Genomic DNA, 20,323 nt, shown 5'->3' with positions numbered 1-20,323 from the left:
CTCCTTGTTCCAGAGCGGTGCCTTCCATGCAAGAACTGATGCGATCCAATGACGCGGTTCTCATATCCTTCGTCGACGCGCTTCTCAACGACGCCGGCATCCCGCATTTCGTCGCGGATCAGCACATGAGCATCCTCGACGGATCGATCGGCGCGATCCCGCGGCGGATTCTCGTGGATCCCGAGCGGCTGGACCAGGCGCGGCGGCTGATGCGCGACGCCGAACTCGGCCATGAACTCTCCTGATCCGGGCGCGCTTCCGGCCAGCGCTGCGGAGCCGCCGGGCGTCAGGCAGGACGCCTTCTACGGCGGCCGCTTTCATCTCCTCCAGCCGGTCGGGCGAGGCTATCGTTCCGGCCTCGACGCGCTGCTTCTCGCCGCGACGGTCGGACCGGACGACGCAGGCGCTCTCGCCGATCTCGGCGCGGGTTCCGGCGCCGTCGGGCTGGCCGCCGCCTGCCGCTGCGAGGGCGTGGCCGTCACGCTGGTCGAGAAGAACGCCGAGATGGCCGAGCTTGCGCGGCGAAGCGTCCGGCTGGACGAGAATCGGCCGCTGGCGGGCCGGGTCACCGTCCTCGAGGGCGACATCCTGGCGCGGCGCGGCTTGCGCGAGGCGGCCGGGCTGTTCGACGGCCGCTTCGCCCATGTCCTGACGAACCCGCCTTACCATCCGCACGGGTCGCGACCGCCGCCGGACCCGTTGCGCGCCGAGGCCCTGTTCGGCACCGATGCGCAGTCGCTGGCGCGGTGGCTGCAGGTTGCCGCGGCTCTCGTCGCGCGGGGCGGAGGCATGACCGCAGTCCTTCGCGCCGATGCTCTTGCGATGGCGATCACGGCGGTCGAGGGCCGGCTCGGCGGCCTGCGCGTGCTGCCGATCCATCCGGCGTCGGACGCGCCGGCCTCGCGCATCCTGTTCCACGGCCGCAAGGGCTCGCGGGCGCCGCTGGCGATCCTGCCGGGCCGGGTCCTGCACCGCGCCGATGGCGGGCTCGATCCGTTCGCCGAGCGGGTCGCGGCGGGCGAGGAGATGATCGGCTTCACGCTCTGACGGCGCGATCGCGCGGCAGGCGGCTTTGCGAAAGCGCGGGGTGCGACTTACATGCCCCGCCACGACGATCCGATCAGCAAAGGCCCGACCGTGGCAAACGTCTTTACCAAGCTCCTGCCGAAACGCTTCCGCAACGACGCCCCGACCGTCCCGGTGGTGCGGCTGTCCGGCGCGATCATGAACGCGTCCGGGCCCCTGCGCTCGACGCTCTCCCTCGCCAGCGCGGCGCCGCTCCTGAAGAAGGCCTTCGACCACAAGAGCGCGCCGGCCGTCGCCATCCTGATCAACTCGCCGGGCGGCTCGCCGGTGCAGTCGCGGCTGATCTACCAGCGCATCCGGGATCTCGCGGCGGAGAAGGAAAAGCGGGTGCTGGTCTTCGTCGAGGACGTCGCGGCCTCCGGCGGCTACATGATCGCCTGCGCGGGCGACGAGATCATCGCCGATCCGTCCTCCATCGTCGGCTCGATCGGCGTCGTCTCCGGCGGCTTCGGCTTCGTCGAGGCGATCAAGAAGCTCGGCATCGAGCGCCGCGTCCACACCGCCGGCAACAACAAGGCGACGCTCGACCCGTTCCGGCCGGAGCGTCCCGAGGACGTCGAGCATCTGAAGGCGCTGCAGCTGGAAGTGCACGACACCTTCATCGATCTCGTCAAGGCGAGCCGCGGCGCGAAGCTCGTGGAAGACGACGACCTCTTCTCCGGCCTGTTCTGGTCCGGCAAACGCGGCCTGTCGCTCGGCCTCGTCGACGCGCTCGGCGACCTGCGCGGGACGTTGAAGGCGCGCTACGGCGAGAAGGTCCAGATGGAGATGGTCCAGGGGGGGCGCAGCCTCTTCGGCCGCAAGCCCAAGGGCGTCTCGATCGAGGGCCTGTTCGGCGGCGGATTGGAGGCGGCCGGGGCGGGGTTCGCGGCAGAGCTGATCGGCGCGGCGGAAGAGCGGGCGCTCTGGGCCCGGTTCGGGCTCTAGCGCCGAGCCGCCGGCGGGGCCGAAACCGCACTGCGCCGGAGACGTTGTGCGCGCGGCGCGTCCCGTTGCCGCCGCAAATTTCGCGGAGCATAGTCGTCGAGGACGCGTGGAAAGATGGTCGAACACATGCCGCAGTTTTTTCTTCTGGGCCTCGTCGGTGCCGTCGCCTGGTACGGCTACAAGCAGATGACCCGCGACGCCGAGCGCGTGTCCGAGCGTAACCGCGAATCGGAGGCCGAGATGCGGACCGGCGCGCAAGGGACGCTGGTGCGCGGGCCGGACGGGGTCTACCGCATCCGCAAGGACTGAGGGGTTCGGCGTGGCCTCGCGTTCTCCACGGCATGCGGCTAGGATCGGCCGCCGGCGACGCGGCCTATGACGTGATTCTCCAGCGCCGCAATGGTGCTGTGCCGCGGCGGTATCGATAGGCAACTTCCGATTCCGCGCTCCTGCCGCCGGAACATCGATTCCGGCCGCCGGGTTACCGGCGCATCGACTTCAACCGATGCGATTTCCGGAGCACCCGCGATGAAGGCCATTACCTGGCACGGCAAGCACGACATGCGCTGCGAATCCGTTCCCGATCCGAAGATCGAGGACGGCCGCGACGCGATCATCAAGGTCACCAGCTGCGCGATCTGCGGGTCCGACCTGCACTTCTATGACGGCTTCATGCTCGGCATGGAATCCGGCGACATCGTCGGCCACGAGTTCATGGGCGAGGTGATGGAGGTCGGCAAGGACAACAAGAAGCTGAAGGTCGGCGACCGCGTCGTCGTGCCGTTCACCATCGCCTGCGGCGAATGCTACCAGTGCCAGCGCCAGAACTATTCGGTCTGCGAGCGGACGAACCGCAATGCCGATCAGGCCCGCAAGATGTTCGGCCATGCGACCGCCGGGCTCTTCGGCTACACCCACCTCACCGGCGGCTATGCCGGCGGCCAGGCCGAATACGTCCGCGTCCCCTATGCCGACTTCGCGCCGGTGAAGGTCCCCGACGGCATGACCGACGACGAGGTGCTGTTCCTCGGCGACATCCTGCCGACCGGCTGGCAGGGCGCTGCCCAGTGTGACATCGAGCCCCACGACACGGTGGCGATCTGGGGCGCGGGGCCGGTCGGCCAGTTCGCGCTGCAGAGCGCGCTGCTGATGAACCCGAAGCAGGTGATCGTGATCGACGAGGTGCCCGAGCGCCTCGAGATGGCGAAGGCGCGGGGCGCCATCACCATCAACTTCAAGGAAGAGAGCACGGTCGAGCGGCTGAACGAGCTGACCGACAACAAGGGCCCGGACAAGTGCATCGACTGCGTCGGCATGGAGGCCCACGCGCCCTACGGCATCGAGCACGCCTATGACCGCGCCAAGCAGGCGGTGATGTCCGAGACCGGCCGGCCGCACGTGCTGCGCGAGATGATGTATGTCTGCCGGCCCGGCGGAACGGTCTCCGTGCCGGGCGTCTATGGCGGGCTCGTCGACAAGATCCCCTTCGGCGCGGCGATGAACAAGGCGCTGACCTTCAAGATGGGCCAGACGCACGTCAACAGGTGGGCCGACGACCTCCTGCATCGGATCCAGGAGGGCCAGTTCGACACGACCTCGATGATCACCCATCGCGGCACGCTCGAGGATGGGCCCGAGCTCTACAAGACCTTCCGCGACAAGAAGGACGGCTGCATCAAGGTGGTGCTGCAGCCGAGCTGAGCCGACCGCCTCGAACCGGAGGCGGAGCGGCACGGACGACGACCGGCGGCGGCGAGGGCGGCTTGACCCCTTCGCCGCCGTCGTGGCACCTCACGCCGGAAACGGGCCGGCGGGACGATGCGGGCTCGCGCCATCCTTCGAAGGCCCCTCCGAATGTCCGATGCCGCTCTCCTCGATGCCGCCGCGCCCGATGTCGCTCCGCACATGGACCCGCGCCGCTCCTTCCAGGCGCTGATCCTGACGCTGCATCGCTACTGGGCGGACTATGGCTGCGTAGTGCTGCAGCCCTACGACATGGAAGTCGGCGCCGGCACCTTCCATCCGGCGACGACGCTTCGAGCGCTGGGCCCGCGGCCGTGGAATGCCGCCTACGTCCAGCCGTCCCGCCGCCCGAAGGACGGGCGTTACGGCGAGAACCCCAACCGGCTGCAGCACTACTACCAGTACCAGGTGATCCTGAAGCCGAACCCGTCCAACTTGCAGGAACTCTATCTCGGCTCGCTCGAGGCGATCGGCATCGATCCGCTCCTCCACGACATCCGCTTCGTCGAGGACGACTGGGAGAGCCCGACGCTCGGCGCCTGGGGGCTCGGCTGGGAGTGCTGGTGCGACGGCATGGAGGTCTCGCAGTTCACCTATTTCCAGCAGGTCTGCGGCATCGAGTGCGCGCCGGTGGCGGGCGAACTGACCTATGGGCTGGAGCGTCTGGCGATGTACGTCCAGAACGTCGACAACGTCTACGACCTCAACTTCAACGGCCGCGAGGGCGACGAGAAGGTCACCTATGGCGACGTCTTCCTGCAGGCCGAGCAGGAATATTCCCGCTACAATTTCGAGATGGCCGACACGGCGATCCTGCACCGGCATTTCGACGAGGCGGAGACGCAGTGCGCGGCGATCCTGAAGGCGGGTGCGCCGGGCGATGCGGGCGGACTGCACAAATGCGTCCTGCCGGCCTACGACCAGTGCATCAAGGCGAGCCACGCCTTCAACCTCCTCGACGCGCGCGGCGTGATCTCGGTGACGGAGCGTCAGAGCTACATCCTCAGGGTCCGCAACCTCGCCAAGGCGTGCGGGGAGGCGTTCCTGCTGACGAATGCGGGCGGTGCGGGCGGCGTCAGCTGATCTCGACGACTCGCTCTCGAGCCTCCAGCGCCAAGACGAGTTCTGCGAGAGCACGGCCGAAGACGCTGCGAAGGGAGGCGTTGGTCGTGTTTCCCACCCGCACCCATACGACTGGAGGCGCATCCCGATCATTGGCAGCGAGCGTGAGGAAGTCGGCGTCCTTCGTTATCAACGCCGCCTGGACCGCTTTTGCGTGTGCGAATATGGCGATGTCCGAAGCTGCACCGAGGCCTATTCGCGCGACATGTTCGGCTTGATGGCCTTGGAGTTCCAGAAAGGTCGCAAGACCCGGCGGAAGCTGCGCATCGATCAGAAAGCGCAAGTTAAGCGGCTCTGATGACTCGGTGCCCGACCTGCTGCGCCGCGTAGGCGAGTGCGGCCCGGATGTCCGCTTCCGCCAGATAATCGAAATCTCCAAGGATCTCAGCCGAAGACGCGCCGCCCGCCAGCATGTCCAGTATGTCGGAGACGCGCATCCGCGTCCCCCGAATGACCGGCCGGCCGCCGCACACAGCCGGATCGGAAACGATGCGCTCCGAAAGGCTCGCCTCGGCCGTTCCGGCATCTGTGGTCGCGTTTGTCATGTCTTCGCTCATCGACAGTCGTTCGCGACGTCCGTCATAGCACGGTTTCGCCCTTGGACGTTCACGAAGACCGTGCCGCGCACGCATCTTCTCAGCTTCGGCGGCACGAAACGCCTGCTGCCGCGTTAGTTGGTCGACCAACGAGCGGCGGAGAGGGCAGGGCGATGGAATGGCGCGGGCGCAGGCAGTCGGACAATATCGAACACGCTGGTGACGGCGGCGGCTATCGCGGCGGCGGCATGCGCATTCCGATCCGCGCCGGCGGGGGCGGCATCGGCGTGATCGTCATCGCTCTGGTACTGTGGCTGGTCTTCGGCATCAACCCGCTGCAGCTGCTCGGCCTCGTCGACACCGGTGGCGGCAGCTACCAGACCAGCCAGACGACGACCAACCCCGGCGGCGCCAGGACGGAGACGCAGCAGTTCGTCGCGACCGTGCTCGCCGACACCGAGGATGTCTGGAGCCGCCGCTTCCAAGCCGCCGGTCAGACCTATGACAAACCGAAGCTGGTGTTCTTCGACGGGCGGGTCGGCTCCGCCTGCGGCACGGCGAGTGCGGCGATGGGGCCGTTCTACTGCCCGAACGACGAGAAGGTCTATCTGGATACGAGCTTCTTTCGCGAACTGCGCCAGCAGCTGAATGCGCCGGGCGACTTCGCCGAGGCGTATGTGGTGGCGCACGAGGTCGGGCATCACGTGCAGAACCTCACCGGCATCCTGCCGCGCTATCACAAGGCGATCCAGGGGATGAGCCGGAGCGACGCCAACGCCCTTTCGGTGCGGATCGAGCTGCAGGCGGACTGCTTTGCCGGCATCTTCGCGCATGACGAGAAGAATGCCGGCTATGTCGAGCCGGGCGATCTCGGCGAGGCTCTGAACGCGGCTGAGCAGATCGGCGACGACACGCTGCAGAGGCGCAGCCAGGGCACGGTGGTGCCGGACAGCTTCACGCATGGCACGTCGGCGCAGCGCGAGAAATGGTTCAACACCGGCTTCACCAGCGGAAAGGTCGCCGCGTGCGATACGCTGCAGGGCGCCATCTGACCGCCGCCGGCGCAGGGTTCCCGGCGCCGGCGGGCGATGCGTCGCGGTCGCCGTTGATTCCCGCCGGCTTTTGCCGTTCGATCGTTTCCTGAACCAGTCCGGTCCCGGGAGGAAAGGGTGGAGCGCCCGACCATCGGCCGCAATGTGATGGTGGTCGGCTCGCCCGGCAGCGGCAAGTCGACCCTCGCGCGGGAAATCGCTGGCCGGTTCGGCCATCGCCTGATCCACATGGACCGGATCTACTGGACCGCGGGCTGGCGGCTGCGGCCCGCCTTGGATCAGCTTCGCATGGTCGAGGCCGCGATCGATGCCGACGGCTGGATCTTCGACGGCAACCACACCACCAGCGTGCAGATCCGCGCGAAGCGGGCCGACACGCTGATCTGGCTGGACCTGCCGCGCAGCCTCTGCATCGCCCGGGTCCTCAAGCGGGTGGCGACCGGCTACGGACGCGTGCGGCAGGACATGGCGGAGGGCTGTCCCGAACGTCTCGACATAGGCTTTCTCAGATGGGTGTGGACCTTCCCGCGCCACTCACGCCCCGGCCTCGAACGCCTGTTCGACGGGTTTCCGCGGCAGAAGGTCCAACTGACCAGCGCTGCTGCGGTCGCGGCGTATCTGGCCGAGGTGCAGGGGCAGCAGGAGGCGGTGCGCTCGGCGCAACCATGCGCGGCGGCCGAGTGTAGGACGCGGGGCGAGGGGAGCTCGTCGCCCCCCTTGCAGCGGTAGAAGCCGCCGAAGCAGCGTCAGTCGCCCTTCGCTGCCGCCCGGGCCCTTGGTACGCTCTCCATCCACTTGATCACGCCCATCGCCGGCAGAACCCAGAGAAGACCGGTGAACAGGAAGTAGGCGAGATGCATCCAGCCACTCGCATCGCCGAGATAGACGCTGGCGATCGCCGTGGCGAAGACCGCATAGATCGTGACGAGCAGGATCAGAACGATCGTGCCGATCAGCTTCTTGACGCGCACGGGAATACCCATCCTCCCTCTTCGGCCTTCGCAGCCGCCGCCTCGCGGCCAAGCGGCTCATGCTCTGCAGTCGCGCCGGCCCGCGCTCCCGCCGCCGTTTCCGGCGCAACGAATCAGCCAGCCCCTGGGACGTTTCGGCCGCTTGAACCGCCCGGGCTTTGGGTGCAAAGCCTGCCGCCATGAGCACGCTTGCCTATACCGACGAAACGCCCGCTTCCGCAACGCCCGCCTCCCGCGGCAGATCGGCCGTCAAGATCTGGCTCTACGCGGTGGCGCTGTTCATCTTCGCGCTCGTCCTCGTCGGCGGCGCGACGCGGCTGACCGAATCCGGTCTCTCGATCACCGAATGGAAGCCGATCCACGGCGTCATTCCGCCGCTCACGACCGCCGAGTGGCAGGAAGAGTTCGCCCGCTACCGGCAGATCCCGCAATACAAGGAGATGAACGAGGGCATGACGCTCTCGGGCTTCAAGTCGATCTTCTGGTGGGAGTGGACGCACCGGCTGCTCGCGCGCGGCGTCGGCTTCGTCTTCGCCATCCCGCTCCTGTTCTTCTGGCTGACCGGGCGGCTGGAGCCGTTCCTGAAGCCGCGGCTGCTCGGCATCCTGGCGCTCGGCGGGCTGCAGGGGGCGATCGGCTGGTGGATGGTCGCCTCCGGTCTCAGCGTACGCACCGAGGTGAGCCAGTACCGCCTCGCGACGCATCTGACGCTCGCCTGCATCATCTTCACCGCGACACTGTGGGTGGCGCGCGGGCTGGCGAGGCCGCGCACCGAGGCGCCACCGTCGCGCGGCTCGGCTTATGTCGGCGGCCTGATCGTGCTCTTGGCGCTGGTGCAGATCTACATGGGCGGGCTCGTGGCGGGTCTGCGCGCCGGCTACACCTTCAACACCTGGCCGCTGATGGACGGGCAGATCGTGCCGGACGGGCTGCTGGTCATGCACCCGGCCTGGCGGAACTTCTTCGAGAACGTCATGACGGTGCAGTTCATGCACCGCTGCGGCGCCTACCTCTTGTTCATCGTGACCGGGCTGCACGCGGTCGCCGCCTATGTCCAGGCGCCGGGCACGCGCCACGCTCGCGGCGCGCTGATCCTGTTCCTGGTGGTGACGGCGCAGGCCTGCATCGGCATTTCGACGCTGCTTCTCGCCGTGCCGCTGGACCTCGCTCTCCTGCACCAGGCCGGCGGCATCACCGTGCTCGCAACGGCGGTGATCCACGCGCGTGGGCTGAGGGGCGAGTATCCGGAGCGGAGGCCGGCGGCGGTCTGATCGCCGGCCGTAGCGCCCTCCGCCCGCCAACAGCCCTGCCGCTTCTTCTCGGGCCCAATAGAGGCACCAGCGGGCGCGCATCCGATCTGCCGCCCGCGCCTCCGGCACACGCAGCTGTGATGCCGTGTGATCCCGATCGTCCCGTCTCGTCGCTCCCCTGTCGTCGGGAAAGGCCTACCCTCTGCGCAGGTCTGTCACCAACGGGAGAGCCTCATGACGACGCTGACGGGACGATCGATTGCCACTGCCGCGGCCTTCGCCGCCATTCTTGCCGCCGCGCCCGCCGTCGCGGGTGAGACCGTCGATTACACGGCCGCCGGCAGCCCGTACGAGGGCTATTATGCGCCGGCGAGCGGCCAGGCGAAGGGCCTCGTCGTGATCGTCCACGACTGGGACGGCCTGACGGACTACGAGAAGAAGCGGGCCGACATGCTGGCCGATCTCGGCTACGACGCCTTCGCCCTCGACCTCTACGGCAAGGGCAACCGCCCGCAGACGGTCGCCGCCAACCAGGCCGAGACGAAGAAGCTCTACAACGATCGCGCCGCCATGCTGACCCGCATGGTCGCCGGACTCGACGAGGCGCGCAAGCAGTCCGGCGAGGAGACCGCCGTCGTCATGGGCTACTGCTTCGGCGGCGCCGGCGTCCTAGAGCTCGCGCGCTCCGGCAAGGCGCAGGATGTTGCCGGCTATGCGACCTTCCACGGCGATCTCGCAACGCCCGAGGGCGAGAGCTATCCGGACAAGACACCGCCGATCCTGATCGCGCAGGGCGGCGCCGACACAGCGGTTCCGCCGAGCGAGGCCTTCTCGCTGGTGAAGACCCTGGAGGACAAGCGGATCACCTATGAGCTCGAGGTCTACTCCGACACGCCGCACGCCTTCACCGTATTCGGCACCGACCGTTATCGGAAGGTGGCCGACGAGGAGTCGTGGAAGGCCTTTCAGGACTTCCTCGGCCGGTATCTCGCGGCGAAGAGCTGAGGCGTGGCAACTGCCGCTTTAGCGGCGCCGCTCGGTCGCCTCGCCGCGCGGACAGCTGGCTGCGGGCTTTCCATCATCGCTCGCAGCCATCGCTTTGCCGCGACCGCAGATGAGCCGCTCCCCCTTTCCCCCCGCCCCCTCCATCGGGTAAGCGCTAACGCAGGCCGCCCGGCGCAAGGGCTGCTCGCAAAGGGGAGTGAGATCCGATCATGACGTCCGTTTCGCCCGTCCGCCCGTTCCGCGGCGTCTATCCCGTGGTGCCGACCATCTTCGAGGAGAACGGCGCGCCGGACCTTGCCGCGCAGAAGCGCGTCCTCGACTTCATGATCGACGCCGGCTCGACCGGGCTCTGCATCCTCGCCAACTTCTCCGAGCAGTTCCTCCTGTCCGACGCCGAGCGCGACGAGCAGATGCGCCTGACGCTGGAGCATGTCGCCGGCCGGGTGCCGGTGATCGTCACCACCAGCCATTTCTCCACCGACATCTGCATCGCCCGCTCGAAGGCGGCGCAAGAGGCCGGCGCCGCGATGGTGATGGTGATGGCGCCCTATCACGGCGCGACGCTGCGCGTCGGAGAAGGGCAGCTTTTCGCCTTCTTCCGCGCGCTCTCCGACGCGATCTCGATCCCGATCATGATCCAGGACGCGCCGATGGCCGGCACGCCGCTGCCGCCGCCGCTGCTCGCGCGGATGGCTTCCGAAATCGAAAATGTTTCCTATTTCAAGGTCGAGACGGCGGGTGCGGCGTCCAAGCTGCGCGAGCTGATCGCGCTCGGGGGCGCCGCGATCGAAGGTCCGTGGGACGGCGAGGAAGCGATCACGCTGATGGCCGATCTCGACGCCGGGGCGACCGGCGCGATGACCGGCGGCGGCTATCCCGACGGCATCCGCCAGATCATCGACCCGTACTTCTCCGGCGACCGCGCCGCCGCGATGGAGGCCTATCGCCGCTGGCTGCCGCTGATCAACTACGAGAACCGCCAGACGAGCTTCCTCACCGCCAAGATCCTGATGAAGGAGGGCGGCATCATCGGCTCGGACGCGCCGCGCCGGCCGATCCTGCCGCCGCATCCCGACACCCGGGCCGGGCTCCTGGAACTCGCCCGCGAACTCGACCCGCTCGTCCTGCGCTGGGCGCGCTGAGCCGGCCGCCGCGCCGGGCAAAGACATCGAAAGGAATGACGCCATGACCCTCGACCTCTCGGGCAAGCACCTCATCGCCGGCGAATGGATCGGCTCCGACACGACCTTCCAGTCCTCGCCGCTGGAAGGCGCGCCGCGTTCGTTCTCGGCCGGTTCCGCCGATCTGGTGGACCGTGCGGCGAAGGCCGCCGAAGAGGCGTTCTGGAGCTACAACACCGCCTCGCGCGAGGCGCGCGCCGCCTTCCTGGAGACGATCGCCGACGAGATCGACAAGCGCGGCGATGCCATCACGCAGATCGGGACGGAGGAGAGCGGCCTGCCGGCCGGGCGCCTGCAGGGCGAGCGCGGCCGCACCACGGGGCAGCTGCGCCTCTTCGCCAAGCACATCCGCGACGGCGCCTATCTCGACCGCCGCCACGACGTCGCGCTGCCCGACCGCCAGCCGCTGCCGCGGCCGGACCTTCGGATGATCCAGCGGCCGATCGGCCCCGTCGCCGTCTTCGGCGCGTCGAACTTCCCGCTCGCCTTCTCCACCGCCGGCGGCGACACCGCGGCGGCGCTCGCCGCGGGCTGCCCGGTGGTCGTGAAGGGCCACGAGGCGCATCCCGGCACCGGCGAGATCGTGGCGCAGGCGATCGCGGCCGCGATCAAGGCGCACGAGCTGCATCCGGGCGTCTTCTCCTTCGTCCAGGGCGGCTCGCGCGCCGTCGGCGAGAGCCTCGTCCAGCATCCGCTGATCAAGGCAGTCGGCTTCACCGGCTCGCTCGGCGGTGGGCGCGCGCTCTATAATCTCTGCGCGGCCCGGCCGGAACCGATCCCGTTCTTCGGCGAACTCGGCTCGACCAATCCGATGTTCGTCATGCCTGAGGCTCTGAAGGCGCGCGGCGCCGCGGTCGGCACCGCCTGGGTCGGCTCGCTCACCATGGGCGCCGGCCAGTTCTGCACCAATCCGGGTGTCGTCCTGCTGATCGACGGCGAGGGCGCGGATGCGTTCGTCGCGGCGGCGGTCGAGGCGGCGAAGGCCGGCGACAAGCAGGCGATGCTGACGGATGGGATCGCCGCCGCCTACCGCGCCGGCGCGGACCGCGTCTCGAAGACCGAAGGCGTCGAGGAACTGGTCGGGACGGTGAACACGTCGCGGCACGCGTCGCCCTATCTCTTCCAGACCACCGGCGCGGTCTTCGCCGCGAACGAGGAACTCGCCGAAGAGGTGTTCGGGCCGCTCGGCATCGTCGTGCGGGTGAAGGACATGGCCGAGATGGAGCGGCTTGCGCGCGGCCTCGACGGCCAGCTGACCGTCACGATCCAGATGGACGATGGCGATGCAGCGGCGGTGACGCGGCTCCTGCCGATCCTCGAGCGCAAGGCCGGCCGGCTGCTCGCCAACGGCTTCCCGACGGGCGTCGAGGTGTCGGACGCGATGGTCCACGGCGGCCCGTATCCGGCCTCGACGAACTTCGGTGCCACCTCGGTCGGCACGCTGGCGATCCGGCGCTTCCTGCGGCCGGTCTGCTACCAGAACATGTCGGCCGCGGTCCTGCCGGCGGATCTGAAGGGGATCTGAGGGCGGGCGGTTCGCCAGGCGAACTCGACCGCCGGCGCCGACGCGCAAGACGAGGCGGCAGCTTTGCCGCTTCGTCATCCTCGGGGCCCGTCCCGAGGATCCAGGAAAGCGTCGGCGGGAGGGCATGGCCTGCGGCCATTGAACCGTCAGCAGGCACATCGATGCCCTCTGGATCCTCGGGACGGGGCCCGAGGATGACGCGGCGTTGAGGGTTTCGGGTCGCCTGCGAGGTCGGTGGCGCTGGTCCGAAAGCCGCGCCTTTCGCGGCTCGTCATCCCGGCCTCGAGCCGGGATCCATGCCTCTGCGCCCATTCGTCTCACCACCGAGTGAAGACAAGAGCAAAGGCGTTGGGCGCCCTGGCGGCGTCGGCGGTTTGGCATGGGTCCCGGGTCAAGCCCGGGATGACGAGGCTTCGAGGCTGGCGGAGAGTTCTGCGGCGTCTGCGATGGGGCCTCGGACCAGCCCCACCGCCCCTTACGGGAACAGCGGCAGCTGCTCGATGCCCGTCGTCTCGTCGATCCCGTAGGCGACGTTGAAGTTCTGGATCGCCTGGCCGGCGGAGCCCTTCACCAGGTTGTCGAGCGTCGAGATGACGATCGCGCGGCCGGGAATCCGGTCCGGCACGACGTTGATCGCGACATAGTTCGAGCCGCGCACCATCTGGGTCTGCGGCAGGACGCCCTCGTCCACGATCGTGACGAAGGGCTCGTGCGCATAGGTCTCCACGAGATGCTGGCGCAGGTCGCGCGCGGTCATGCCCTGCGGCAGGCGGACATAGCTGGTGCACAGCTCGCCGCGGCTCATCGGGATGAGGTGCGGGGTGAAGTTGACGCGCAGATCCGGGACATCCGCGGCGGCGCCGATCTCCTGCTCGATCTCCGCCATGTGCCGGTGCTTGCCGACGGAATAGGGCGACAGGCCTTCGCCGGCCTCGCAGAACAGCGTGTTCTCCTTCAGGCCGCGGCCGGCGCCGGAGACGCCGGATTTCGCGTCGATCACGATGTCGGAGACGTCGATCAGGCCGGCCTTAGCCAGCGGCACCAGCGACAGGAGCACCGCCGTCGGATAGCAGCCGGGGCACGCGATCAGCCGCGCGTCGCGGATCTTCTCGCGATAGATCTCGGTGAGGCCGTAGACGGCCTCCGGCTGGATATCCATGGCGACATGGTCGAGCCCGTACCATTCCTTGTAGACGTCCGGATCGCGCAGCCGGAAGTCCGCCGACATGTCGATGATCTTCACGCCCGGAAAGCGCTCGAAGATGTCCTTGGTGATCGCCTGCGTCGTGCCGTGCGGCAGGCCGCAGAACACCGCGTCCACCGCGCCCCAGTCGGCATCCTCGATGGTGACGAGGTCCGGCAGGTCGACATGGGCGAAGTGCTTGAAGACGGCGCGCATCGGCTTGCCGGCATGGCTGTTCGCCGTGAGGACCGCGATCTCCATGTCCGGATGGCGCACGGCGAGGCGCACGAGATCGGCGCCCGTATAGCCGCTGGCGCCCAGCACCCCGATCCTGATCTTCTCGGCCATGACCGTCTCCGTCGCTGTCTCCGGGCGAGGGCGCATCGCCGGCCCTGCCGTCGCGGCGGGGTTTACAGCATTTCACCGCGGCGTCCAGAGTGACGGGGCGTTCGACGGGGTTGTTGAGTAGGTCGTATCCCTACCTAGTGATAAGGATCGGCAGGCTGTCCCCTTGTCCGCGAGATGCTCATTTCCTCACCCTTCCGCTTCCACTCTTATGCTAGAAGACGTGCCCAGAAGGCGCTTTAGAACCTCGTCTCGTTTCTCGTCGCTGTCAGGATTGCGTTATTGACTCAGATCGATGACTTTTCCGAGGAGGACAAGCGGTGGCTGATGCATCTCGGCTATCTAGCGCAGACTTGGGCGACACTCGAACACTGCTTGGACGGAATCGTAAGGCAGCTCAATGCAGGCTATGATGCTCATCGCGTCGATCCGGTTCCGATTTCGTTCAGCAGCAAGCGCAAATACATCCGGAAGATCTTTCGCACGCATCCTGCTTTAGTCCAGTTTTCTGAGGGCGTGGACGAGATACTCGACTCAGCATCACGCCACTCAGAAATACGCAACTGGGCGCTCCATAGCGGCATGGTTGGGAATGGGGATGCGGCGATATTCAATCGCTGGCAGAAAGCCGAATCCAAACACGAGCAACGCTCGCTCTCGACCGAGGACGTTTACGCTGCGGCCACCGGATGCGCTTCTCTCGCGATGTCTCTTGGGATCCTCGCACCATATTTCTTCGGATTTCAGACAGTCGAACAACTCGACGAGATCGTAAGCCAAGTCCTCGGCAAGCTGCACACGCAACCTCCGCGCGACTAGCCCTCCCACGAGTCCGTACCTCGGCGGCTCTTCCAAATCCGTCGGGTTATCGCCTTCGTCAGTCACAAAGGATCAGGTCGTATTGATCCGAAGGCGGGACCTGTTCCAATCGGAGTAATCGGGAAGGCAGCATCCTGCGGCTGGAGGTTGCTCGACGCAAGGGCCGCGATTCGGCAGGATGAACCGCTCCAGCATGATGGACCTTTCCACAAGCTTAGGATGAGGGCGGTCCGCCTGCCAAGGAAGAGAGGTTTTCTTGAATTCTACCCCGCCAGCGCCCCCGCCAGCGCCTCGATGATGTAATCCTGCGTCTCCTCGCTCAGATAGGCGTGCATCGGCAGGCTGAGCACGTCGCGGGAGAGCGCGTCGGAGGTCTCGAGCTCGCCGCCGGCGACGGGGAAGTGCCGGTAGGCGGTCTGGCGGTGCAGCGGGCGGGGATAGTAGATCGCCGTCGGCACGCCGGCCTCGCGGAGCTTGGCCTGCACGCCCGCGCGGTCCGCGCCGTCCGGCAGGCGGATCGTGTACTGCGCCCAGGTGGAGACGGCGTCGCGCAGAAGGGCCTGCGGGGTCGCGATGTTCGAGAGCTTCTGGTGGTAGCGCTGGGCGATCTTGCCGCGGGCTTCGATCTCGTCCGGGAAGATCGCCAGCTTTTCCAGGAGGATCGCCGCCTGGATCGTGTCCATGCGGCCGTTCATGCCGATGCGGATGTTGTCGTACTTGTCGTCGAGGTTCTGGCCGTGGACGCGCAGCGACGTCATCACGTCGGCAAGCTCGGCATCGTCGGTCTGGACGGCGCCGCCGTCGCCGTAGCAGCCGAGGGGCTTCGCCGGAAAGAAGCTGGTCGCGACGACGTCCGACCAGTGGCTCGACATGTGGCCGTCGATCGTGCCGCCATAGCCCTGCGCGGCGTCCGAGATGACCTTCAGCCCGTGCGCGTCGGCGATCCTGCGGATCGCGGCATAGTCCGCCGGCTGGCCGAAGAGGTCGACGGCGATGATCGCGCGGGGGGTGAGCCCCTGCGCGGCCTCGGCCTCGTCGATGGCCGTCTCCAGGCTGTCGAGATCCATGTTGAAGGTCTTCGGGTCGACGTCGACGAAATAGGGCGTCGCGCCGAGCCAGGCGACGACCTCCGCCGTCGCGGCGAAGGTGAAGCTCGGGCAGAAGATCGCGTCGCCCGGCTTGATGCCCCAGGCCATCAGCGGCAGGGCGAGGGCATCGGTGCCGGACGCGCAGGAAAGCGTGTGCGCCATGCCGTTGAAGGCCGACAGCGCTCCCTCCAGCTCGCGGATCTCCGGGCCCATGACGAAGGCACCGTGATCCAGCACCGTCGCGATCCGCCGGTCGACCTTGTCGCGGATGCGGTCGCGCTGCGTGCCGAGGTCGATGAAGGGGATGGTCTGCATGGCGGGCGCCTTTGGAAGAGGATCGAATCGCTGCCGGTGGGGCTAGTCCCGGAGGTGAGCGAAAATGGGACGCCACGCCATTCAAGATTCGTGACGTCGGGTCATGATTGCGGCGGTGCAGCGTGGCTTCCGCTGCACGCGGCGTTCGTCAGCCGGCCTTCTTCTCCGCGAGGATGCCGAGGAGGTACATAGCGACTGTGGAGCCGGCGATGGCGGTGATGTCGGCGTGGTCGTAAGGCGGCGACACCTCGACGACATCGGCGCCGACGAGCTGCAGGGTTTTCAGATGGCGCAGCACCCGCAGCATCTTGGCGCTGGAGGGTCCTCCGGCGACCGGCGTGCCGGTGCCGGGGGCGAAGGCGGCGTCGAGGCAGTCGATGTCGAAGGTGAGGTAGACGTTGGTGCCGCCGGTCCGCTCATAAATCCGCTCGGCGATCGCGGCGGCGGTCATGTCCTCCACCGCTTCGCCGTCGAGGATGTCGATGCCGCAGGTCTCAGGGGCATGGGTGCGGATGCCGACCTGGATCGACGTCTCGGGATCGATCAGGCCGGCCTCGATCGCCGCCTTGGTGAAGGAGCCGTGGTCGACGCGCAGGCTCCCGTCGGCGGCCTGGGCGAGCGGCCAGGTGTCCTGGTGCGCGTCGAACTGGACGAGCGACAACCTGCCGTGACGCTCCGCATGCGCCTCGAGCAGCGGAAAGGTGATCGAATGGTCGCCGCCGAGGGTGAGGAGGAAGCCGGTCTTGCCGAGAAGGGCGCTCGCCTCCTCGCGGATACGGGTATGGGCGGTCTCGGGCAGGCGGTAGTCGAGGAGGCAGTCGCCGTAGTCGACGACGGCAAGGGCCTCGAACAGGTCGCGCGCGAAGGGATATTGCGGGTCGTTGTCGAAGATCGCCGAGGCACGGCGCAGCGCCTGCGGCCCGAACCGCGTGCCAGGACGGTTGGAGACGGCGCTGTCGAAGGGAACGCCCCAGACCGTGACGTCGGTGCCAGCGACGTCCTTGGTGAAGCGGCGCCGCATGAAGGAGAGGGCGCCGGCATAGGTCGGGTCGGATGCGGCGCCGAGGGCTGCGCTTGCCGTGAAGGCGTGGTCGATCGATTTGTCGGTCATGGCTCCGCCTGCCGGTGAGGTAATGTCCGGCAGCTAGCGCATCGATGGCCTCAGATGAAGGGCGATGCCGCGATCGCGCGGACGGCGCCGCGTGTCCTGGTCGTCATCGACGGCCCGGCCGGCGCTCGCCGCCGCCGCGCCGGCCTCAGGCGGCGACCTTGCCCGCCTTGTGCGCGTCGATCGTCTCGAAGAAGCGCTTGAAGAGGTAGTGCGAATCCTGCGGGCCCGGCGATGCCTCGGGATGATGCTGGACCGAGAACACCGGCTTGTCCGCGAGGCGCAGGCCGCAGTTCGAGCCGTCGAAGAGCGAGCGATGGGTCTCCTCGACGCCGTCTGGCAGAGAATCCGCAGCGACCGCGAAGCCGTGGTTCATCGACACGATCTCGACCTTGCCGGTGGTGAAGTCCTTCACCGGATGGTTCGCGCCGTGGTGGCCCTGGTGCATCTTCTCGGTCCGGCCCCCGAGCGCCAGCGCCAGCATCTGGTGGCCGAGGCAGATGCCGAACAGCGGCACGTTCGCCTCCACCAGTTCCCGGATCACCGGCACGGCATATTCGCCGGTCGCGGCGGGATCGCCGGGGCCGTTGGACAGGAAGACGCCGTCCGGCTCGTGGGCGAGGATCTCCTTCGCACTCGCCGTCGGCGGCACGACGACCACCTCGGCGCCTTCCCCGGCCATCAGCCGCAGGATGTTGCGCTTGGTGCCGTAGTCGATGGCGACGATCTTGTAGCGCGGCGCGCCCTGCTTGCCGTAGCCGGTGTTCCAGGTCCAGGGCATCTCGTCCCAGGCCGCGGCCTCGCGGCTGCCGACATCCTTGGCGAGGTCCAGGCCGACGATGCCGCTCCAGGCGGCCGCCCGCCGCTTCAGCGCGTCGAGATCGAAGACGCCGTCCGGCGCATGGGCGATGACGGCGTTGGGCATGCCCTTCTCGCGAATCAGCGCGGTCAACGCCCGCGTGTCGATGCCGGAGAGGGCGATGATGCCGCGCGCCTTCAGCCAGGCGTCGAGGTGGCCGGAGGAGCGGTAGTTCGACGGCGCGGTCACATCCGCGCGGAAGATGGCGCCGACCGCACCGGCGCCCGGACCTGTCGCGAGATTCTCCAGATCCTCGTCATTGGCGCCGACATTGCCGATATGCGGGAAGGTGAAGGTCACGATCTGCTTGGCATAGGAGGGATCGGTCAGGATCTCCTGATAGCCGGTGAGCGCGGTGTTGAAGCAGACCTCGCCCTCGACTGCGCCCTCGGCGCCGAGGCCGAAGCCCTCGATCACGGTGCCGTCGCTCAGCACCAGGAGCGCGGTGACCTGCCGCTTCGTCCAGCCTTCGCTCATAACCTGCCCTTTCCATCCTTCGGACGCCCGCGATCGCGCAAGAGACCAGCCCCGCGCCATATCGGCTGGGTAAAGGTCTTTCACAAGGGAACTTGCGGATCGGCGGGGAAGTCTCTACATCCGCGGCGCGCCGCATCGCAAGACCATAAGGCAGCCGCTCTTCGGCTCCTGGAGATGCAAACAGGCGACAGAACCACAACTCTTCGCATCGAACAGAGAACCCCGCATTCGAATCGGCTTTACCGCCGGCGAGAACAGGTATGGATTACGGTCAGACGGTCGCGATGGCGCCGTGCGGGCAATGTGACCGAACCCGAAAGTCGACACTCTCATGCGCGAGATGATCGCCGAGGCACTGAACGCAGCCCTCAAGGACCAGGACAAACGCCGGATCTCGACGCTGCGGCTGATCAACGCCGCGATCAAGGACCGCGACGTCGCCAACCGCGCGGCGGGGCGCGACCCGGTCGGCGACGAGGAGGTACAGCAGATCCTCGTCAAGATGGTGAAGCAGCGGCAGGAGTCGGCGCAGGAATACGAGGAGGCCGGACGTCTCGAACTCGCCGAGCAGGAGCGCGAGGAGATCGGCATCATCCGCGGCTTCATGCCGGCGCAGCTCGACACCGGCGAGATCGAACGCGCCTGCCGGCAGGCCGTGGAGGAGACCGATTCCAAGGGCTTGCGCGACGTCGGGCGCTGCATGAACAAGCTCAAGGAGCGCTATTCCGGCCAGATGGACTTCGGCAGGGCTTCGACGGTCGTGAAGGGCCTGCTGCGATAGACCTGCTCGTGTCGGAGCCGCAGGAGCGGCCACCGACGACCTGCCGGCCTGTCTCGTTCTGGACGTCGGCACCGGCTTTTTTTATATGACGGTCACTTTCTGCCGACAGATCAGCTCGACGTAAGGATCGCCATGGCCGGCCACTCACAGTTCAAGAACATCATGCATCGCAAGGGACGGCAGGATGCCGTCCGCTCGAAGCTGTTTTCCAAGCTCGCGCGCGAGATCACCGTCGCCGCCAAGGCTGGCACGCCCGACCCCGACATGAATCCGCGCCTGCGCCTGGCGATCAACAACGCCAAGGCGCAGTCGATGCCGAAGGACAATATCGAGCGCGCGATCAAGAAGGCGTCCGGCGGCGACAGCGAGAACTACGAAGAGGTCCGCTACGAAGGCTACGGGCCGGGCGGCGTCGCGGTCATCGTCGAGGCGCTGACCGACAACCGCAACCGCACCGCCTCCAACGTGCGCTCCTACTTCACCAAGTCGGGCGGCGCCCTCGGCGAGACCGGCTCCGTCGGCTTCATGTTCGACCGCGTCGGCGAGATCGTCTATCCGGCCTCGGTCGGCGATGCGGACAAGGTGATGGAGGCGGCGATCGAGGCGGGCGCCGACGACGTGCAGTCGGACGAGAACGGCCACACGATCATCACCGCCTTCGAAGATCTCAACGAAGTCTCGACCGCGCTGGAAGCCTCGCTCGGCGAGGCCGAGAGCGTGCGCGCGATCTGGCGGCCGCAGACCGGCGCCCCGGTCGACGAGGAAAAGGCGCAGAGCGTCCTGAAGCTGATCGCCAATCTCGACGACGACGACGACGTCCAGAACGTCTACGCGAACTTCGAGGTCGACGAAGAGGTGATGGCGAAGCTGTCGGCGGCCTAGATCGCCGGCCTTCGCGTCGCCCGGCTGCCGCGTGGAGGACCTCCATGCGGCGCGGCGCCGCCTCTACC

The 20,323-nt window shown here is 67.6% G+C and carries 22 protein-coding genes; 15 read left to right on the top strand and 7 right to left on the bottom strand.

Annotated elements, in window-relative coordinates:
• Positions 1-26 precede the first annotated feature (26 nt).
• The 6 genes from AB5S17_RS04755 to AB5S17_RS04730 all read left to right on the top strand — a co-directional run bounded on the left by AB5S17_RS04755 (position 27) and on the right by AB5S17_RS04730 (position 4,839).
• Positions 27-245: a DUF2007 domain-containing protein gene (locus AB5S17_RS04755; protein ID WP_369236693.1), complete on the top strand. Its 219-nt coding sequence runs from the start codon at positions 27-29 to the stop codon at positions 243-245.
• A complete protein-coding gene (locus tag AB5S17_RS04750) occupies positions 232-1,047 on the top strand; it encodes a tRNA1(Val) (adenine(37)-N6)-methyltransferase (RefSeq protein ID WP_369236691.1) in 816 nt (271 codons plus the stop codon). Before AB5S17_RS04755 ends, AB5S17_RS04750 begins: the two co-directional genes overlap by 14 nt.
• Before the next feature lie 90 nt (positions 1,048-1,137).
• Positions 1,138-2,013 (top strand): S49 family peptidase, encoded by an 876-nt coding sequence (locus tag AB5S17_RS04745; protein ID WP_369236689.1) that lies wholly within the window; start codon positions 1,138-1,140, stop codon positions 2,011-2,013.
• 126 nt (positions 2,014-2,139) lie between these two features.
• On the top strand, positions 2,140-2,322 hold the full coding sequence (locus AB5S17_RS04740) for a hypothetical protein (protein WP_369236687.1): 183 nt from the start codon (positions 2,140-2,142) through the stop codon (positions 2,320-2,322).
• Between the two features lie 219 nt (positions 2,323-2,541).
• Positions 2,542-3,714 carry a zinc-dependent alcohol dehydrogenase gene (locus AB5S17_RS04735; RefSeq protein ID WP_369236685.1) on the top strand — a complete coding sequence of 391 codons (1,173 nt, stop codon included), beginning with the start codon at positions 2,542-2,544 and terminating at the stop codon, positions 3,712-3,714.
• A 153-nt stretch (positions 3,715-3,867) separates the two neighbouring features.
• Positions 3,868-4,839 (top strand): glycine--tRNA ligase subunit alpha, encoded by a 972-nt coding sequence (locus tag AB5S17_RS04730; RefSeq protein WP_369236683.1) that lies wholly within the window; start codon positions 3,868-3,870, stop codon positions 4,837-4,839.
• On the opposite strand, the gene AB5S17_RS04725 is transcribed toward AB5S17_RS04730, so the two are convergent.
• The gene (locus tag AB5S17_RS04725; RefSeq protein ID WP_369236681.1) at positions 4,832-5,161 is read right to left on the bottom strand and encodes a DUF5615 family PIN-like protein; all 330 of its coding nucleotides are present in this window, start codon (positions 5,159-5,161) and stop codon (positions 4,832-4,834) included. The genes AB5S17_RS04730 and AB5S17_RS04725 overlap by 8 nt on opposite strands.
• A 1-nt stretch (position 5,162) precedes the next feature.
• Positions 5,163-5,435 (bottom strand): DUF433 domain-containing protein, encoded by a 273-nt coding sequence (locus AB5S17_RS04720; RefSeq protein WP_369236679.1) that lies wholly within the window; start codon positions 5,433-5,435, stop codon positions 5,163-5,165.
• A gap of 152 nt (positions 5,436-5,587) precedes the next feature.
• On the opposite strand from AB5S17_RS04720, the gene AB5S17_RS04715 reads away from it, so the two are divergent.
• Both AB5S17_RS04715 and AB5S17_RS04710 read left to right on the top strand, forming a co-directional pair.
• On the top strand, positions 5,588-6,466 hold the full coding sequence (locus AB5S17_RS04715) for a neutral zinc metallopeptidase (protein ID WP_369236677.1): 879 nt from the start codon (positions 5,588-5,590) through the stop codon (positions 6,464-6,466).
• A gap of 117 nt (positions 6,467-6,583) precedes the next feature.
• On the top strand, positions 6,584-7,195 hold the full coding sequence (locus AB5S17_RS04710; protein WP_369236675.1) for a hypothetical protein: 612 nt from the start codon (positions 6,584-6,586) through the stop codon (positions 7,193-7,195).
• A gap of 17 nt (positions 7,196-7,212) precedes the next feature.
• Here the strand turns inward: AB5S17_RS04710 and AB5S17_RS04705 are convergent, their stop codons facing one another.
• Complete coding sequence (locus AB5S17_RS04705) at positions 7,213-7,443, bottom strand: DUF2842 domain-containing protein (protein WP_369237389.1); 231 nt, start codon at positions 7,441-7,443, stop codon at positions 7,213-7,215.
• Between the two features lie 173 nt (positions 7,444-7,616).
• Here AB5S17_RS04705 and AB5S17_RS04700 point away from each other — a divergent pair, with 173 nt between their 5' ends.
• From AB5S17_RS04700 to AB5S17_RS04685, 4 genes are all read left to right on the top strand, one after another.
• Positions 7,617-8,708, top strand: a complete 1,092-nt coding sequence (locus tag AB5S17_RS04700) for a COX15/CtaA family protein (protein ID WP_369236673.1) — start codon at positions 7,617-7,619, stop codon at positions 8,706-8,708.
• Positions 8,709-8,921: 213 nt separating this feature from the next.
• Complete coding sequence (locus AB5S17_RS04695; protein ID WP_369236672.1) at positions 8,922-9,692, top strand: dienelactone hydrolase family protein; 771 nt, start codon at positions 8,922-8,924, stop codon at positions 9,690-9,692.
• Between the two features lie 209 nt (positions 9,693-9,901).
• Positions 9,902-10,834, top strand: coding sequence for a dihydrodipicolinate synthase family protein (locus tag AB5S17_RS04690; protein WP_369236670.1), 933 nt, complete (start codon positions 9,902-9,904; stop codon positions 10,832-10,834).
• A 43-nt stretch (positions 10,835-10,877) separates the two neighbouring features.
• Complete coding sequence (locus AB5S17_RS04685; RefSeq protein WP_369236668.1) at positions 10,878-12,398, top strand: aldehyde dehydrogenase (NADP(+)); 1,521 nt, start codon at positions 10,878-10,880, stop codon at positions 12,396-12,398.
• A 475-nt stretch (positions 12,399-12,873) separates the two neighbouring features.
• Here the strand turns inward: AB5S17_RS04685 and argC are convergent, their stop codons facing one another.
• A complete protein-coding gene (gene argC / locus AB5S17_RS04680; protein WP_369236666.1) occupies positions 12,874-13,929 on the bottom strand; it encodes an N-acetyl-gamma-glutamyl-phosphate reductase in 1,056 nt (351 codons plus the stop codon).
• 279 nt (positions 13,930-14,208) lie between these two features.
• On the opposite strand from argC, the gene AB5S17_RS04675 reads away from it, so the two are divergent.
• The gene (locus AB5S17_RS04675; RefSeq protein WP_369236664.1) at positions 14,209-14,745 is read left to right on the top strand and encodes a hypothetical protein; all 537 of its coding nucleotides are present in this window, start codon (positions 14,209-14,211) and stop codon (positions 14,743-14,745) included.
• 263 nt (positions 14,746-15,008) lie between these two features.
• Here the strand turns inward: AB5S17_RS04675 and AB5S17_RS04670 are convergent, their stop codons facing one another.
• The 3 genes from AB5S17_RS04670 to carA all read right to left on the bottom strand — a co-directional run bounded on the left by AB5S17_RS04670 (position 15,009) and on the right by carA (position 18,592).
• Entirely contained in the window at positions 15,009-16,148 is a 1,140-nt protein-coding gene (locus AB5S17_RS04670; RefSeq protein WP_369236662.1) for a DegT/DnrJ/EryC1/StrS family aminotransferase, read from the bottom strand.
• 148 nt (positions 16,149-16,296) lie between these two features.
• On the bottom strand, positions 16,297-17,259 hold the full coding sequence (gene speB / locus AB5S17_RS04665) for an agmatinase (RefSeq protein WP_369236660.1): 963 nt from the start codon (positions 17,257-17,259) through the stop codon (positions 16,297-16,299).
• A 145-nt stretch (positions 17,260-17,404) separates the two neighbouring features.
• Positions 17,405-18,592: a glutamine-hydrolyzing carbamoyl-phosphate synthase small subunit gene (gene carA / locus AB5S17_RS04660; protein WP_369236657.1), complete on the bottom strand. Its 1,188-nt coding sequence runs from the start codon at positions 18,590-18,592 to the stop codon at positions 17,405-17,407.
• A 331-nt stretch (positions 18,593-18,923) separates the two neighbouring features.
• On the opposite strand from carA, the gene AB5S17_RS04655 reads away from it, so the two are divergent.
• Both AB5S17_RS04655 and AB5S17_RS04650 read left to right on the top strand, forming a co-directional pair.
• On the top strand, positions 18,924-19,373 hold the full coding sequence (locus AB5S17_RS04655) for a GatB/YqeY domain-containing protein (protein ID WP_369236655.1): 450 nt from the start codon (positions 18,924-18,926) through the stop codon (positions 19,371-19,373).
• 132 nt (positions 19,374-19,505) lie between these two features.
• Positions 19,506-20,255: a YebC/PmpR family DNA-binding transcriptional regulator gene (locus tag AB5S17_RS04650; RefSeq protein WP_369236653.1), complete on the top strand. Its 750-nt coding sequence runs from the start codon at positions 19,506-19,508 to the stop codon at positions 20,253-20,255.
• The last annotated feature ends 68 nt before the right edge of the window (positions 20,256-20,323 follow it).

The organism is Jiella sp. M17.18 (assembly GCF_041027365.1).
GTDB lineage: Bacteria > Pseudomonadota > Alphaproteobacteria > Rhizobiales > Rhizobiaceae > VKMB-3413.
The sequence above is the reverse complement of the archived record's forward strand: the minus strand, read 5'-3'. Positions and strand labels throughout refer to the sequence as shown.